Below are 14737 nucleotides of genomic sequence, written 5' to 3'. Positions count from 1 at the left end.
GTCTGTTGAGCCGCGCGAAAATGGCCGGCCCTTCGGACGGCCACCGCGACGGCACAGATGTCAGCTGGCATCAATATCCGTAGCCGCGCTGAGTCGGGGAGGTCACGGGACCCCGCCCGTAGCCACCGCCGCCATAGCCCCCACCGATTCCGATGCCAATGCTGATGCCGGCGGGCGGCACCACCCGCACCGGAGGTGGATAATAGTCCCGCGGCGGCGGCGCGTAGACCACGACATCATCGCCGGGATCGCGGTAGCGCGGGGCGCGGCCGGCGCGCTTGTTGGACGGATCCTCGACACGCTTCTTCGCCGGCCTCTCCTCCGCCCGCTTGGGCGTATCCAATTTGCGTGGTGACGGAGAGCAGGGACAGGTCGGCCCGAGGGCGGCATTGGTCGGCACGACCGGCGGGCTCACGGGGATGGCCGCATTGGCCGCGGCGGCGACCGGCGTCACCACCGGACGGTTGCGCAGCCGTTCAATCAGCTTGCGTGCGGTCGGCGTCAGGTCGCTGTCGGGATAACGGTCGAGAAACGTCTGATATGACGCAACCGTATTGATCAGCACCGCCTCGTTCCAGGCCGCCATCCGGTTGTGAAGGTCCAGCCATTGCCGTGCCTGCGGGCCAAAAGGCGGCGCGGTGTAGAGCGTGACGAAGGCTTCGTAAGCCTCGACGCTGCCGTCGCCGACGATCATCTCGTTCGCGGCCTCGATCGGCTTGCCCTGCAGGTTGCGCTTCCATTCGTCGACGCTGCGCTTGGCGACCACCGGCCGCGGCCCGGCATTGGCCGCGCTGGCGTCGGTTGCACCGACAAAACGAAAATCCTCGGTCAGCGACGAGGAATCCCACGGCGTCTGCCGGCCTTCGGTCGCCTTGTTGACGGCGACGCGCACCCGCTTGAAGGCCTCCTCGATCGGCAAGCCCGGTTCGCGCGCGGCCTGGAGCACGGCCGTGGTGTAAGGGCTGTTGGCGCCATTGCCGTCCTCGGCCTCTGCGCCCGGTGATGTCGAATAGGACAGAAACGTGCCGGGTGCTCCGCTCTTCGTGTCGAGCAACGCGAGACCGCGGCCGGCGCTCTGGCTGATCGACGGGAACGGATTGTTGCGGCAGGCATCGAGCAGCAGGATGCGCATCCGGCTCGGCACTGAATTGAGCGTGTTGAGAACATCGTTGAGACGCACGGCCTGCAAAGGAATGTCGGCTTCGCGCCGCGGATCGACGTCGACGGGAACCAAGTAGTTCTCGCCATCGATCTGCAGCCCATGGCCGGCATAGAAGACCAGCGCCACCGTCTCGGGCCCCTTGGTCGCGATCTTGGCCGCGAAATCACCGACCTCGCGGTTGAGATCCTTCTGCGAGAGATCGACGACGATCGTCACATCGAAACCGGCCTCTCCCAGCATCTTGGCCATGGCATTGGCGTCATTCGCCGGGTTCGGCAATGGCATCACGGACCGATACGCCGACTGTCCGATCACCAGCGCGAGCCGGCTGCTTTCGGCCAAAGCCGGCGTCAGCCCGGCAAGCAGACTGCCCGCAAGCAAGGCGGCCGCGAGAGCGTGGCGGAACATGGCGATCTCCAATCTGGGCACGATATGTCCGTTGGTCGACGTCGCTTGCGGCCCGGTTCATTGCGGCGAGCAACTCCGCCGCTTCGCCGCCGCGACATTAGACGCAAAGCGCAATGGTTCAGACGTGTTCAGACACGAGATCCCCCCATCCTTGCCGTGATCGCCGATTAGATCGCCCCGGTGATGCGGGGCGGGTTGAAAGTGAGGCGGATCACATCGCGATTGGCGCTTCTGGCTGCCCTGCTGCTCGCAGGCTGCGCCGCGGACAGCCATTCCAGTCTTCCGGCGTTCATGCGCGCCAAGGAGGCCGCCCCGTCGCCGCCCGAGAGTCCCCCCGACGTTCCGCTCCTGGTCCGCAAGAACCTCGACATGATTTTCGTCGCGACAACGCAGCCCCGCGACCTGGAAGCTTCCATAGCCCGGCGGGCCGACGAGAGTGACGCATGGACGGCCTGTGTGCGCGCCCAGATCATCTCCGCGAGCGGAGCTCCCCTCCGCCGCCAGACGTATCGGCTCACGATCAAGCAGAACGAGATCATCGACCGCCGACGCGCTGGCTCCGGCGACGACTGCATGTCGCAAAAATACAACGCCGTCCTCGCGAGCAAATAATACAACTTACAGACGAAATGCGCCAAAGACGCTCACCTGAACTGATCAGCAGCAGCGGCACGGCGGAACCAGCTACCGCTCAAAGAGAATAGTGTTAGTTCTTAGCTAACGTAAACCCGTAGCCGGAGACCGAACGAATGGCTCAAATTTAACGATTCTCGCGGAACATCAGGTCCCATTAAAGTGCAGAACGATCACTGGACCTGTTCTACATGAACGTTCACCTCGTTGGCGACGATACAGCCAAGCTCGCATTGCTTCGCGGCATGCTGGCCGAACGCTGCTCGCTCACATCTGAATTGATTGGTGACGCCGATATACGCGGCGGCGACATCGACGCGATCGTCGTATCCGCAGATTTGCGCGATGTCGACAACATCACGGCGTTGAAAGAAATTTCCGACCGGCTGGCGCGCATTCCGCGCCGCATCTTCCTGACCAACCACAAATCACGCCTGTCGACCGTGCAGGCCTATGCGCTCGGTGCCACGAGCGTCTTGTCGAGTACGCCGACCCGCAATCAGCTGCTCGGAAAACTGCTCGATGCCCGCCCGCAATCCAATGCGAAAAGCGTTGCGGCCGACGATCGCCAGGCCGCCTTTGCAGGCGCCTCATGCATCGCCTCGATGTTCGCGGCGGTGCTCGGCGGCGCCGCGATCGACGTCGACGAGACCCGACGTGCAGGCAAGCGGATCGCCGACTGCATCGCCGAGAACGGCTTGTCGGACTGGCTTGCGACGGTGCGCCGACATCATGAAGGCACCTATCAGCATTGTCTGCTGGTCACCGGCATTACCGTCGATTTTGGCCTGAGCCTTGGCGTTCATAGTACGGATCTGGAGCGGCTCTACATGGCCGCGATGTTTCACGACATCGGCAAGGCGAAGATCCCGCTGGCGATTCTCGACAAGCCGGGCCGCCTCGATACCAAGGAACGCGCGCTGGTCGAGACTCATCCGGCGGCAGGTTATGACGCCCTGAAAGGCACCCCGGCAATCACGACGGAGGTGCTCGATGCGGTCCGTCACCACCACGAGTTTCTCGATGGCAGCGGCTATCCCGATGGGCTGATGGCCGACAACATCCCGGACCTCACCCGCATTCTCACCATCTCCGACATCTTCTCGGCGCTGATCGAATATCGCAGCTACAAGCCGGTCATGGCCCGCGAGAAGGCCTATGAGATCCTGCAGAGCATGGAAGGCAAGCTCGAGAAGCCGCTGATCGGCGCGTTCCGCGACGTGGCGCTGATCCGCTGATCGCGGCTGCGCTGCGTGGTGAATGCACGGTGAAGTCGGCCGCGCAAATTCGAGCTGATCGGCAAGGCCTATCTTGGCAGCTTCGCAATTACCATTCGACCGAGCTGCGCGATGTGCGTGCAGCGAGGGGACCAGCGGGACGTGACCGAGATCATCGATCGTACGATTGCCCATGCGCCTTCGGCAGCGGAGGACCGTCGCATGGATCGCGAACGGCGCGCGCGAATCGCGCGGCCGCTTCCGCTCGACGGCGTAGCGCCGCAGGCTTGGCGGGATCTGGCCGCGCGCGCCCTGGAGCCCAACGGCTACTATCTTCCCGGTTGGGAGCTCGCGGTCAACGCCTCTGCCCGCGGCCGCACCGGCACCTCGGCGCTCTGCGCCCCCGACGAGGCTCAGCCTTCTTCTCTCGCCGGTCTTATGCCGGTCACCTCGCTATGGAATGCCTGCAAGCTGCCCCTGCCCGCCCTCGCCAGCGGCCATCCCTACGGCACATTGTGCACGCCGGTGCTCGATCGCGAGCATGCGGAACCGGCCGCTGCCCGACTGCTCGACGAGGCACGACGCATTGGCGCACGCGCGATCCTGCTCCGTGACATGTCGATCGCGGGGCCCGTGATGCAGGCGTTCACGACGGTTCTTCGTCGTGACGGCCTGTCGCCGCGCATCCTGCAATCCTATGAGCGGGCGTGCCTGGATGCGACCAGCGATGGCGAGAAGGTGCTCCAGGACGCTCTCGGCCCCAAGAAGCTGAAGGAGCTGCGCCGCCAGCGGCATCGACTGGCCGAGCACGGTCCCGTGCGGTTCGAGGTCGCGCGGTCGGCTGGCGAGGTTGCTCCTGCGCTCGAGACGTTTCTGAGGCTGGAGGCGAGCGGCTGGAAGGGACGCCGTGGCACGGCGCTTGTTCAGCACGATGGCGACGCGGCCTTCATCCGGCGCGCGGCATCAGCATTGGCTCAGGACGGCGATTGCGAGATCATCAGCCTCGTGGCCGGGGACACGACGGTGGCCGCCGGCATCGTGCTGCGCCACGCGCAGCGCGCCTTCTTCTTCAAGCTCGGCGTCGACGAGCATTTCGCGAGATATTCCCCAGGCGTGCAGCTGACGCTCGATCTGACACGGCACCTCTGCAGTGACCCGGCTATCAGCTCTGCCGATTCCACCGCCGGTCCCGACCATCCGATGATCAATCCGATCTGGCGCGGACGCCTGGCCATCGGCGACGTGCTGATTCCGCTCTACAGGCGCGATCCCGTGGCCGAGATCATCCATGCGGCGCTGGTGCTTCGCCGCGACGGCCTGGCCGCTGCACGCCGCGCTGTGCATGCGCTGCGCGGCAGCCGAAAGAACCGGGCCGCTACTCCGCAGCCGCAGCGTTGACCTCGGCGGACACCTGGCGAATCGCCCGTGCGAGCATCTGCGGATCCTGTGCGCCGGAAACCGCGTATTTCTGCGCGAACACATAGGTCGGCACGCCCGAGATACCTTTCTCTGCAGCTTCCTGGGCCTGCGCCGAGACCAGCTCCACGTCCTGGTCGGTGGCAAGCATCTTGCGGACGACGTCGGCATCCAGCCCGCAATCCGCCGCGGCCTGCACCAGGACGTTCACATCGGTGAGATCGCCGCCGTCGCGGAAATACAATTCCATCAGCCGCTGCTTCATCTCAGGCGCCTTGCCGATGTCGCCGGCCCAGCGGATCAGGCGATGACAATCGATCGTGTTGGGCTGACGGGCGACGAGATCGGGATGATAGCTCAGCCCTTCCTGCGCGGCGGCCGCGACCACCCGGCCGGCGATCCCCTTGTAGGCCTCGACCGAGCCGAACTTGGTCGTCAGATACTGCTCGCGGCTGATGCCCTCGCGCGGGACCCAGGGATTGAGGAAGAACGGGCGGAAGTTCACCTCGACCGGCACGTCCGGCACCAGCTTCAGCGCCTCTTCGATCCGCCGCTTGCCGATGTAGCACCAGGGACAGACGACGTCGGACACGACATCGATGGTCAGCGGCTTCAAGGGGCTCATGCGCGTCGCTCCGGGTTTGGCTTGCCTTCGCCCAAGATAAACCCGTGCCCCGCCAGCACAAGCCGGGTCACAGCAAGGTAACCATCTCCTTGAGCTTGCCCGCCGTGAGATCATCGGCCGGGAAGAAGGTTTCCAGGGCCAGCTCCGACAGGGTGATGTCCACGGGCGTGCCGAACACCATGGTCGTCGAGAAGAAGCTCAGCACATCATTGCCGACCCTGAGCCGCAGCGGGATCGCGATGCTGTCGGCCGCGAGCGGCCCGGATCGCGCCGGGAACGGATAGGATCGCAGTTCCTGATAGAGCGTCAGCAGATCGGCATCGGCCGTGGCTTCGCATTGCCGGTGCAGCCGCTCCAGCAGATGTCCGCTCCACTCGGCCAGGTTCACCGTCCGCGCCGCCAGGCCCTACGGATGAAGCGCCACCCGCAGCACGTTGAGCGGCGCCGCCAGCAGGTGCTCTGGGATGCCGGCGAGGAGCGGCGGGATCATGCGGTTCGCCGCGACCAGGTTCCAATGCCGATCGACCGCGAGCGCGGGATTGGGCTCGTGCGCCGTCAGCACCAGGTTCATCGCCTCGCGCGCCGGCTTCAGCGCCGGATCGTGCAGCGGGCGCTGCTGAAAGGCGGGCGCATAGCCCGCCGCGACCAGCAACACATTGCGCTCACGCAGGGGCACGTCCAACCGCTCCGCCAGTTTGAGGACCATGTCGCGCGACGGCGCCGCCCGGCCGGTCTCCACGAAGCTCAGATGCCGGGCTGAAATTTCCGCATCGAGCGCGAGATCGAGCTGGCTGAGATGCCGCCGCTGCCGCCATTGCCGCAGGTGCTCGCCGACATGAACGGGTTTGGCGCGGTCGGCGCGCGCCGAAGCGAGCTGGTTCATCATGAGCGGAGATCTATCACGCAGACGTCAGCGCCACCATGACGTGCGAGGTAATCGAAAAGCCTCCCGCGACCGATCATCGTCATGCTCACAGGAGCAGACCATGAGCAGGCAGCAAGATCCCGAGAGCACTCCATTCACGGCACACAGCAGCTGGCTGGCGGGCCTCGCGACGTTTCTGCTGGCACGTTCGCTGAACATGCCGGAGCCGCTGCTGCACGCCACGGGCAGCCTCGTCTTCGCACAGGTCCACGCCATCGAGACGCGGGCGGCCCGCTCGCTATGCCCGAGGCGCCTGCGCCGTCAGCTCCTCGCCTGGTTCCGTTGAACCATGCCGTTCCCCCAACCGAAGGAGATAAGACATGATCACCTCGTCCCCCCTGCTCCGCCGCGCCTTGCTCGCCGATGCCATCTTCAGCGGCGTTGCGGGCCTTGCCCTCACGCTCGACGCTGATCCCCTCGCGACGCTCATGCAATTGCCTGACGCGCTGCTGCGGGAGACCGGCCTGTTCCTGATCGCCTACACGATCCTCGTCGGCTGGCTCGCTTCGCGCGCAATGGCGCCCAGGCCGCTGGTGCTGCTCGTCATCGCCGGCAACGCGGCGTGGACGGTCGGCAGCATCGGCCTCCTGTTCTCGGGCCTCTTGGCCCCGAACGTGCTCGGCGAGATCTTCGTCGCAGCCCAGGCGGTGGGCACCGGCGTGTTCACCGAGTTGCAGTATATGGGCTTGCGCCGCAGTGCGGGTCCGGTCACGGCGTGAGGCAAACGCAGACGGGCGCCGGCCATGGCGATCGGATGGCCGGCGTTCCTACCCGGTTGACGGCTCCACATGGGCGGCGAAACTGTCTCCTGCAGGATCGAAAACGTAAGGGGGAGCGCAGCGATGCAGCCGCATGTGAGCGGAACGGAAGGTTACGCCGCCGAGGCCGACACTCTCCTGATCCGTTATGAAAGCATACCCGCGGAGCAGGTCCATGCGGCCGTGCGTCATCTGCTTCCGAAGACTCCTGCGCGCGTGCTCGACATCGGCGCGGGCACGGGGCGTGACGCCGCCTGGTTTGCAGGACTGGGACATCAGGTGGTTGCCGTCGAGCCGACTCGTGAGCTGCGCATCCGCGCAATTGAGCTGCATGCTTCGCCTGCCATCACCTGGATCGACGACAGCCTTCCAGACCTTGCAGGTCTAGCGGCTCGCGGTGAGCGGTTTGATGTCGTGATGTTGACCGCCGTCTTGATGCATCTCGACGACGCGCAGCGGCGACAAGCGCTTCCCAACCTCGCGGCGCGGATCGCTCCCGGCGGCCTGCTGATCATGACCTTGCGGCACGGGCCGGTGCCTCCGGGGCGCCGCATGTTCGATATCGATGCCGAGGCGATCATCGAGCCTGCGCGGAAACTCGGGATGAGCCTCGTGTTCAACCATGACGGCGCGTCGCGCGGCGCCGAGAACCGCGCTGCAGGCATCACCTGGACGACGCTGGCTTTCAGTAGCCCGCGTGACGAGGCCCCGATCGCAGGCTGACCGGCTCAGGCCGCCTTGGCGCGGCTGGTCAGCGTCTTGACGGTGGACTTGGTCTTTACGCGCTTACCGACGGTCGGCACCGGCCGCCGGCTCTTGGCCTTGCCGCGCGCCTTGGCATCGTCTCCGGCCTTGGCCTTAGCTTTGGCCCGCTGCTTGACCTTGTCCTTCGCCGTGTCCTCGGTGAGCTTCTCGGCCTTCTTCTTGGCCTTGCGCTCGTCCTTCGCTTTTTGAAGAGCGCGATCGGCCCGCGCCTCGGCCTTCTTCTTTGCCCGCTTCTTCTCGCAGGCCTCGCATTTGCAGCCGATCGGCTTCAGATAGGCTTTGAAATAGTCGGTGCCGTAATCGTAGTTGATCTCGTCGCCCGGCTCGATGTCCTTGATGGCGCGGATGAAGATCTTCTTCTTGCGCGGCTTGACGTCGGATTCGGCGTTCGGCTTGCAGGAATGATTGATATAGCGCGCGACGTTCTCGCGAATCGATCCGTCGATAGTCCAGCGCTTGTCGAGCTCGAACAGATATTTGTTCTCGATCGCGTCCTCCTCCGCCTTCTTCGAATCCAGCAGCGGACCGAAATAGCGGATGATCTTGGTGCCCTTCTTGATCGGCTTGGTGGCGAACAGGCCGAGCCCCGTCTTGGAGCGGCCGATGCGATAGGGTTTGGTCGGCGGGATGGCAGGCATGACCGAGAGCTGATAAGTGGATGGTACAAGGCGGTCGTTCTAGGACAAATTCATGGTGCTGTCAGGTGTTTCAAGCCGTCGCGCCGATCCTTCCCCAGCTTGCGCAGGCCTAACGGCGAGTTCCTGATGTCTCCTGCCCAACGACTGAGCGCCATCTCCGCGTCACAGGTCCTGGCCTTGATCGGCACAGCGCTCATGCTCACCGGTGCGTGGGGCAGCCAGGCCACAGCCGAGACGATCGGAAGCATCTACAGTTCGGCCGCCGCCAAGGATTGCCGTACCATCAGCGGCAAGCAGGACGGTGACAGTTCGACGCAGACCTGCCCCGGCAAGAACGGGCTGATCCTGCTCGTCAACGAGGGCGATCTTCGCCAGACGGTCTCGGTGGGACGTAGTGCGCGCGCCGCCGCGAGGGAGCCCGCAGCCGAAACCTGGTTCGGTCCGTTCAATTCCGCCGGCAACACCGTCGAATGGCGCGTGGCCGACGGCAGGCCGTTCGCGATCATCCAGCGCTGGCAGATCGCCGACAATAACGACCAGGGCAAGAGCGGGCCGAAGGACAAGCCGATGCTGGTGGTAACGCGGCTGCCGCCAGGGCCGGTGTGCCACGTTGCCTATGTCGATGCGACCGCCAACACGAACGCCAATGAACTGGCGCGGCAGGCCGCCGATGAGACCGCCCGGAGCTTCATCTGCGGCAAGGGCAAAGTGAGGATCGTCGGCACGCGCGGCCACGCTATCGACCTGGCGCTGCCCTAGCGCGGACAGAGGCCATCGCCTTTTCAGCGGGGGTAAGGTGCGTCGAAGCCTTGCGGGCGCGCTTGCGCGGATTGGCCTCTATCCAGGGAGCGCGCGGTGTTCGTGCGATATCCCACCAACGCGCAATCCGCCGCCCGGTTTCCGCTGCGTCGAACTACGCGCCCGGCGGCAGCTTCGGCACCGTGGCGCGCAGCATCGCCTCCAGCAGCGATTCGGCATTGGTGCCCGGCGGTGAACGGCGCAGGATGTCGGCGAGACGGCCGTCGAGCAGCAGCATCGTGTAGCCGTGTACCAACGACCAGGCGCGGGCGATCGCCGCGGCCTGATCGATCGTCAGCTCCTCATTGCCGACCTGGTCTCCGCTGCGTGCGGCCACCGAACCAGCCAGACCGGCGAAGGACGCCTCGGCCGCCTCATGCAGCGAGGGTCGCGAATAGTCGAGCCGCTCGGTGCGGAACATCAATCCATACATGCCGGGATTGGCCTGCGCATAGGTGACATAGGCATGCGCCCGCGCCATCGCGCGCTCGACCGGTGTGCCCGGCCCCTCGCCCGCCGCCTTCATTGCGGCATTGAAGCGCGTAAAGCCGATCGCGGCGAGCTCACTCACCAGACCGGTGAGATCCTTGAAATGATGCGTCGGCGCCGCGTGCGACACGCCGGCCTCCCGCGCCACGGCCCGCAATGTGAGCCCCGCCAGACCGTCACGCTCCAGCACGCGCTCGGCCGCTTCGAGCAGCGCATCGCGCAGCGCGCCGTGATGATAGGGTGCGACCGCATCGCCGGCGGTGCCGGCCCCGCGGCGCGCCCTACCGCGTGCCGTTGATGCTGCCGGGCGTCGTGTGCGCGTCCGCCCCTGTTCCGGTTTGATCGTCATGGACTCCTTATACCCGCGATTTTGACATCGTAAAGATTGAACTTGACCAGCTCAGCGAGTCTCGCTAAGCGTATCTTTACATTGTAAAGATGAACTCAAGGAAACGGCCATGACTGCCCTGACGCAGACAACTGCCACGCCCTGGACGGAACGCAGCAACCTCGCGCCAATCCCGTTCGAATGTGATGCGCCGTTCCTTGAGGTCAGCGGCGAGCTGCCGCGCGAGCTCAACGGCACGCTGTATCGCAACGGTCCGAACCCGCAATTTCCGTCGTCGGGCGCACATTGGTTCGTCGGTGACGGCATGCTGCACGCGTTCCATCTCGAAAACGGCCGCGCCTCCTATCGCAACCGTTGGGTCCGGACACCGAAATTCGAGGCCGAACGCCGCGCGGGACGCGCGCTGTTCGGGGGCTTCGGCCGCAAACTCCCGGACGCGCCGCCCGACGTCACGGATGGCGGCGTCGCCAACACCAACATCATCGCCCATGCCGGCCGCCTGCTTGCACTGGAGGAGGCGCATCTGCCGACCGAGATCGAACCGGGCACCTTGGCAACATCAGGCTATCACGATTTTGGCGGCCGTCTGCGCGGCGCCTTCACCGCGCATCCGAAGACCGATCCGGTCAGCGGCGAACTGCTGTTCTTCGGCTACAACGCCGCCGGTCCGCTGACGCCCGCATTGTCCTACGGCACCGTCGATGCCTCCGGCCGGCTGACGCGCCTCAATCGCTTCGAGGCCCCCTATGCCAGTATGGTGCATGATTTCGTTGTCACCGCTGATCATGTGCTGTTTCCGATCCTGCCGCTCACCGGCAGCCTGGAGCGCGCAATGTCCGGCAGCCCGCCTTATGCCTGGGAGCCCGACAAGGGCGCCTATGTCGGCGTCATGAAGCGCCGCGGCGACGTCAAGGACATCGTCTGGTATCGCGGCGAGGCTTGCTACGTCTTTCATGTCATGAACGCCTGGGAGGACGGCCACCACATCATTGCCGACGTGATGCAGTTCGACGAGCCGCCGCTGTTTCCGCACCCCGACGGCCGGCCGACCGATCCGGCCAAGTCGCGCGCGCGGCTCTGCCGCTGGAGCTTCGACCTCGCCGGCACCAGCGAACGCTTCACACAGACCTATCTCGACGATCTCACCGGCGAATTCCCCCGCATCGACGACCGCCGCGCCGGGCTTCCGAGCCGCCACGGCTGGTACGCCTGCGCCAATCCGGACGGCCCGCTGTTCGGCGCCCTCTCCGGCCTTGCGCAGGTCGACGGCGCCGCGGGCACGCGGCGTGCGACCTACCTGCCGCCGGATGGCGACAGCCTGTCGGAGCCGGTGTTCGTGCCGCGCCGCGCCGATGCGGCGGAAGGTGACGGCTGGCTGCTCACGGTGGTGTGGCGCGCTGCGACCAACACCTCCGACCTCGCGGTCTTGAACGCCACCGACATCGCCAGCGGACCGGTGGCGCTGGTCCATCTCGGCCATCGCGTCCCCGACGGCTTTCACGGCAATTGGGTCGGCGCCTGACGACAAGTCATTGACTGTCCACCATTAACCTGCGCCGTCACGATATTTTGACACTGTCAAGATTTGGCTTGACCGGAAGCCGTGCCGCCTCTATTCATCTTGTCGGTGTAAAGATTGGCTCGGGAGCAGCCGTCAATGACGCTTTTACTCATTCTCGCGCCCTACGGCGTCTACGCCGCGTTGCTGACGATGGTCTCTGCGACCCTCAGCCTGGCTGTGGCTACCGGGCTGTGCCTAGCCGTGGTTGCGCTCGACATGATCAACGGGCGTTCCGTCAAGATCCTTGGCCTCGGCTCGGCGATCGTGTTCGCCGGTGTAGCGGCGTACCTCAATCTCATCGACCCGAGCATGAGCGCCTCCGGGGTGCGTCTTGCGGTCGACTGCGGCATTTTCACGCTGTCGCTCGGGTCGATGCTGCTGCGCGTGCCATTCACCCTGCAATATGCGCTGGAGAAGGTCCCACCGGAAATTGCCGCCATTCCCGGTTTTATGCGCGCAAATTACGTGATCACCGGCGCCTGGACGCTGGCGGCCCTGCTGATGATGATCGGCAATCTGATGACGCTCTACGTTCCCGGACTGCCCTATTGGACTGGCCTCGCCATTGCTTTTGCCGCTCGCAACAGTGCACTTTACTTCACACGTTGGTATCCTGATTACCGTAGGACCAAGGACATGGCGGTGCAGAGTGCTGCCGCAATGTCCAGCCAAGGTTCCTGACGATTCTGCCCCAGGGGGACGTGCGTGAAAGACGTGTTTGCGAAGCTGACGGCCGACTTCCTGTCTGCCGCGGTGTTCTTCATCCTGTACATCGCAACCGACGACGTCGTGCTGGCGACAGCCGCCGCGGTCGCCGTCGCTGTGGTCCAGGTGGTCTATGCCCGCGTCCGGGGCGTCAGCCTGAGTTTCATGGCCTATGCCAGCGTCGGCCTGGTGATCGTTCTCGGCGGCGTCACGCTGCTCACCAACGATCCACGCTTCATGTTCGCTAAGCCTGCGATCGGCCATTTCGCGATCGGTCTGATCATGCTCAAGCGCGGCTGGATGCTGCGCTACGTGCCGCCGATCGTTTCCGAGACCATCCCGGAATATGTCACGGCCGCCGGCTATGCCTGGGCAGCGCTGATGTTCGCGCTCGGCCTCGGCACCGTCGCCATGGCGATGCACGGCGACATCAAGCTCTGGGTGATCTACATCACCGTGATCGCCGGCGGCGCCAAGGTCGCGGCCTTCGCGCTGCAGTTCATCGCCTTCCGCTTTGTGGTGGCCAATCGCCTGCGCGCGGCCCGCGCCTGAGGCGTCACGATCGTCGTATTGGGCTTACGCGCAAAGATGCGCTATAGGGGCGCCGCAAGGTCCCCTCGAACGCCCCCTCGATGGCGGCCTCGGGACTCGGGATGGCAACGCCAGGAGAACGATCGATGGCAGTGGACGGCAACTGGAATCTGACCTTGAACACGCCGATGGGCGAGCGCAGCGCGACCCTGAGCTTGAAGAGCTCCGGCACGGCGCTGACCGGCACCCAGGCCGCAGAGGGCGATTCCGCCGAGATTTTCGATGGCACCGTGAACGGCGACGACGTCGCGTGGAAGGTCTCCATCACCAGCCCGATGCCGCTGACCCTCGACTTCAAGGGCAAGGTGGCCGGCGACACCATCTCCGGCGAGATGGGCATCGGTTTCATGGGCAGCTTCCCGTTCACCGGCGCGCGAGGCTGAGCCCTCTTCTGCAGGGTGGGTCAAGGCGCGCCCCGCCGTCGCGGTCACGTGACGGCCGCTCGCGCGCCGTGGCCACCATTGGTCGAGCCCCGCCGACAGACGGTGGGCACGCAACCGGCCTGCGGCGGCAGCAGCAGCGCGGCTCTCAAAACCAGATCTGCATCGGCAGGCCATGCGCGTCGCATGTCGGATCCCCCTCCGGCACGCAACCGGCACAGTCGCGGGCGGCGAGTGCCACGGCACAGGCGTCGAGCACGTCGTCCGCCTTGGCGCCGGTGCCGATGCGGGCACGGCTGACCCACTCGTCGATGTCGTGGAAACCATCCGCAAACAACAGGTCGCGCCGCAGCCTGGCGCCCTCGTCCGTCTTCTTCGCCGGCAGCGGCGCGCCGTAGAGGCGCAGGAACACCAGTTCGGGATGCGCCTCGCGGATGTCGAGTTCGCGATGCCCACGCACGAAGGCGTCGACCTCCATGATCTTCCGGCCGAGATGCCAGAGCTGGCGCGAGGCGCGCGCCTGCCCGCGCCGCGAGGCCTCGGCATTGGCCTGATCAGGATCGGTGTAGTCCTCCCACAACCAGCGCCGCGCCCCGGTGAAGACGCGGGACCGATGCGGCGCGAGCCTGTTGCGCGCGAGCAGGTCGCAGGCGCGCGCGCCGTCGTCACTCATGCCGATGGGAATATCGATGGCCGCGCGCACGAAGGGCGCGGCCAATGCACCCGCGACGTCAGGACAGAATTCGATCGCCCGACGCTCGCCGTCGATCCGGACAGCGACCCAGCCGTTGCGGAAACCATCAAGCCCGAGAAACATTCTGTCTCGATGCAGCAAACGCTCCGCCGGGGCGCCGGTCAGGCCGGACGCCGCGGTACGATCGCGATCGGATTGAAGGTGTCGACGGCCTCGCCGTGCTGATTATAGGCCGTCCATCGGATGCGCGCGACGCCCTGCGGCTTGCTTTGCGAGGGCACGAGATCGACCACCTCGCCCTCGAGATGAAGCGTATCGCCGGGCCGCACCGGCTTCAGCCAGCGCAGCTCGTCGACCCCGGCACCAAACAGAGGATGCGGCCCAAATGGGCGGGCTTCCGCCGCGAGCCGCATCGCGATCGCCGCGGTGTGCCATCCGGACGCGGCCAGCCCCTTGAGAATGGTCTTCTCCGCCGCCTCCTCGTCCATATGAAACGGCTGCGGATCGAATTCGGCGGCAAAGCGCTTGATGTCCTCGCGCGACACCACCGCTTCGCCGCTCTTGAACGTCATCCCGATCGTGAGGTCATCGAACCATTCGACCATGCGGTCCTCGCATCCGTC

The 14737-nt window shown here is 65.5% G+C and carries 17 protein-coding genes and 1 pseudogene; 11 read left to right on the top strand and 7 right to left on the bottom strand.

All coding sequences use genetic code 11. The features are described 5' to 3' along the window. Window positions 1-70 precede the first annotated feature (70 nt). Window positions 71-1570 (bottom strand): caspase family protein, encoded by a 1500-nt coding sequence (locus tag ACVIJ6_RS23450; RefSeq protein WP_456774634.1) that lies wholly within the window; start codon window positions 1568-1570, stop codon window positions 71-73. A 222-nt stretch (window positions 1571-1792) separates the two neighbouring features. Between ACVIJ6_RS23450 and ACVIJ6_RS23445 the strand changes: the two genes are divergently transcribed. From ACVIJ6_RS23445 to ACVIJ6_RS23435, 3 genes are all read left to right on the top strand, one after another. Continuing rightward, a complete protein-coding gene (locus ACVIJ6_RS23445) occupies window positions 1793-2182 on the top strand; it encodes a hypothetical protein (protein ID WP_456774633.1) in 390 nt (129 codons plus the stop codon). A 212-nt stretch (window positions 2183-2394) separates the two neighbouring features. After that, complete coding sequence (locus ACVIJ6_RS23440) at window positions 2395-3441, top strand: HD-GYP domain-containing protein (RefSeq protein ID WP_456774632.1); 1047 nt, start codon at window positions 2395-2397, stop codon at window positions 3439-3441. Window positions 3442-3642: 201 nt separating this feature from the next. Further along, window positions 3643-4818 carry a GNAT family N-acetyltransferase gene (locus ACVIJ6_RS23435; protein WP_456777064.1) on the top strand — a complete coding sequence of 392 codons (1176 nt, stop codon included), beginning with the start codon at window positions 3643-3645 and terminating at the stop codon, window positions 4816-4818. Here ACVIJ6_RS23435 and ACVIJ6_RS23430 read toward each other — a convergent pair. Then, on the bottom strand, window positions 4796-5461 hold the full coding sequence (locus tag ACVIJ6_RS23430) for a DsbA family oxidoreductase (RefSeq protein ID WP_456774631.1): 666 nt from the start codon (window positions 5459-5461) through the stop codon (window positions 4796-4798). The genes ACVIJ6_RS23435 and ACVIJ6_RS23430 overlap by 23 nt on opposite strands. 67 nt (window positions 5462-5528) lie before the next feature. Next, window positions 5529-6344: pseudogene (locus ACVIJ6_RS23425) on the bottom strand (helix-turn-helix domain-containing protein). A 103-nt stretch (window positions 6345-6447) separates the two neighbouring features. Between ACVIJ6_RS23425 and ACVIJ6_RS23420 the strand changes: the two are divergent. The 3 genes from ACVIJ6_RS23420 to ACVIJ6_RS23410 all read left to right on the top strand — a co-directional run bounded on the left by ACVIJ6_RS23420 (window position 6448) and on the right by ACVIJ6_RS23410 (window position 7867). Beyond that, entirely contained in the window at window positions 6448-6672 is a 225-nt protein-coding gene (locus tag ACVIJ6_RS23420; RefSeq protein WP_456774630.1) for a hypothetical protein, read from the top strand. Window positions 6673-6706: 34 nt separating this feature from the next. Beyond that, complete coding sequence (locus ACVIJ6_RS23415; RefSeq protein ID WP_456774629.1) at window positions 6707-7105, top strand: hypothetical protein; 399 nt, start codon at window positions 6707-6709, stop codon at window positions 7103-7105. 123 nt (window positions 7106-7228) lie between these two features. Beyond that, window positions 7229-7867: a class I SAM-dependent methyltransferase gene (locus ACVIJ6_RS23410; protein WP_456774628.1), complete on the top strand. Its 639-nt coding sequence runs from the start codon at window positions 7229-7231 to the stop codon at window positions 7865-7867. Window positions 7868-7872: 5 nt separating this feature from the next. On the opposite strand, the gene ACVIJ6_RS23405 is transcribed toward ACVIJ6_RS23410, so the two are convergent. Beyond that, the gene (locus ACVIJ6_RS23405; RefSeq protein ID WP_456774627.1) at window positions 7873-8547 is read right to left on the bottom strand and encodes an SET domain-containing protein; all 675 of its coding nucleotides are present in this window, start codon (window positions 8545-8547) and stop codon (window positions 7873-7875) included. A gap of 126 nt (window positions 8548-8673) precedes the next feature. Between ACVIJ6_RS23405 and ACVIJ6_RS23400 the strand changes: the two genes are divergently transcribed. Next, window positions 8674-9306 (top strand): hypothetical protein, encoded by a 633-nt coding sequence (locus ACVIJ6_RS23400; RefSeq protein WP_456774626.1) that lies wholly within the window; start codon window positions 8674-8676, stop codon window positions 9304-9306. A 154-nt stretch (window positions 9307-9460) separates the two neighbouring features. Here the strand turns inward: ACVIJ6_RS23400 and ACVIJ6_RS23395 are convergent, their stop codons facing one another. After that, window positions 9461-10183, bottom strand: a complete 723-nt coding sequence (locus ACVIJ6_RS23395; protein ID WP_456774625.1) for a TetR/AcrR family transcriptional regulator — start codon at window positions 10181-10183, stop codon at window positions 9461-9463. Window positions 10184-10292: 109 nt separating this feature from the next. Here ACVIJ6_RS23395 and ACVIJ6_RS23390 point away from each other — a divergent pair, with 109 nt between their 5' ends. The 4 genes from ACVIJ6_RS23390 to ACVIJ6_RS23375 all read left to right on the top strand — a co-directional run bounded on the left by ACVIJ6_RS23390 (window position 10293) and on the right by ACVIJ6_RS23375 (window position 13423). After that, window positions 10293-11705 carry a carotenoid oxygenase family protein gene (locus ACVIJ6_RS23390; RefSeq protein WP_456774624.1) on the top strand — a complete coding sequence of 471 codons (1413 nt, stop codon included), beginning with the start codon at window positions 10293-10295 and terminating at the stop codon, window positions 11703-11705. Between the two features lie 135 nt (window positions 11706-11840). Next, on the top strand, window positions 11841-12425 hold the full coding sequence (locus ACVIJ6_RS23385; RefSeq protein ID WP_456774623.1) for a hypothetical protein: 585 nt from the start codon (window positions 11841-11843) through the stop codon (window positions 12423-12425). 24 nt (window positions 12426-12449) lie between these two features. Beyond that, the gene (locus ACVIJ6_RS23380; protein ID WP_456774622.1) at window positions 12450-13001 is read left to right on the top strand and encodes a septation protein IspZ; all 552 of its coding nucleotides are present in this window, start codon (window positions 12450-12452) and stop codon (window positions 12999-13001) included. 125 nt (window positions 13002-13126) lie between these two features. After that, window positions 13127-13423 (top strand): hypothetical protein, encoded by a 297-nt coding sequence (locus tag ACVIJ6_RS23375; RefSeq protein WP_456774621.1) that lies wholly within the window; start codon window positions 13127-13129, stop codon window positions 13421-13423. A gap of 145 nt (window positions 13424-13568) precedes the next feature. Here ACVIJ6_RS23375 and ACVIJ6_RS23370 read toward each other — a convergent pair whose 3' ends face one another. Continuing rightward, the gene (locus tag ACVIJ6_RS23370) at window positions 13569-14237 is read right to left on the bottom strand and encodes a DUF429 domain-containing protein (RefSeq protein ID WP_456774620.1); all 669 of its coding nucleotides are present in this window, start codon (window positions 14235-14237) and stop codon (window positions 13569-13571) included. Window positions 14238-14275: 38 nt separating this feature from the next. Beyond that, a complete protein-coding gene (locus ACVIJ6_RS23365; protein ID WP_456774619.1) occupies window positions 14276-14719 on the bottom strand; it encodes a MaoC family dehydratase in 444 nt (147 codons plus the stop codon). Window positions 14720-14737 lie beyond the last annotated feature (18 nt).

The sequence above is a fragment of the Bradyrhizobium sp. USDA 4369 genome (assembly GCF_054056435.1).
The sequence above is the reverse complement of the archived record's forward strand: the minus strand, read 5'-3'. Positions and strand labels throughout refer to the sequence as shown.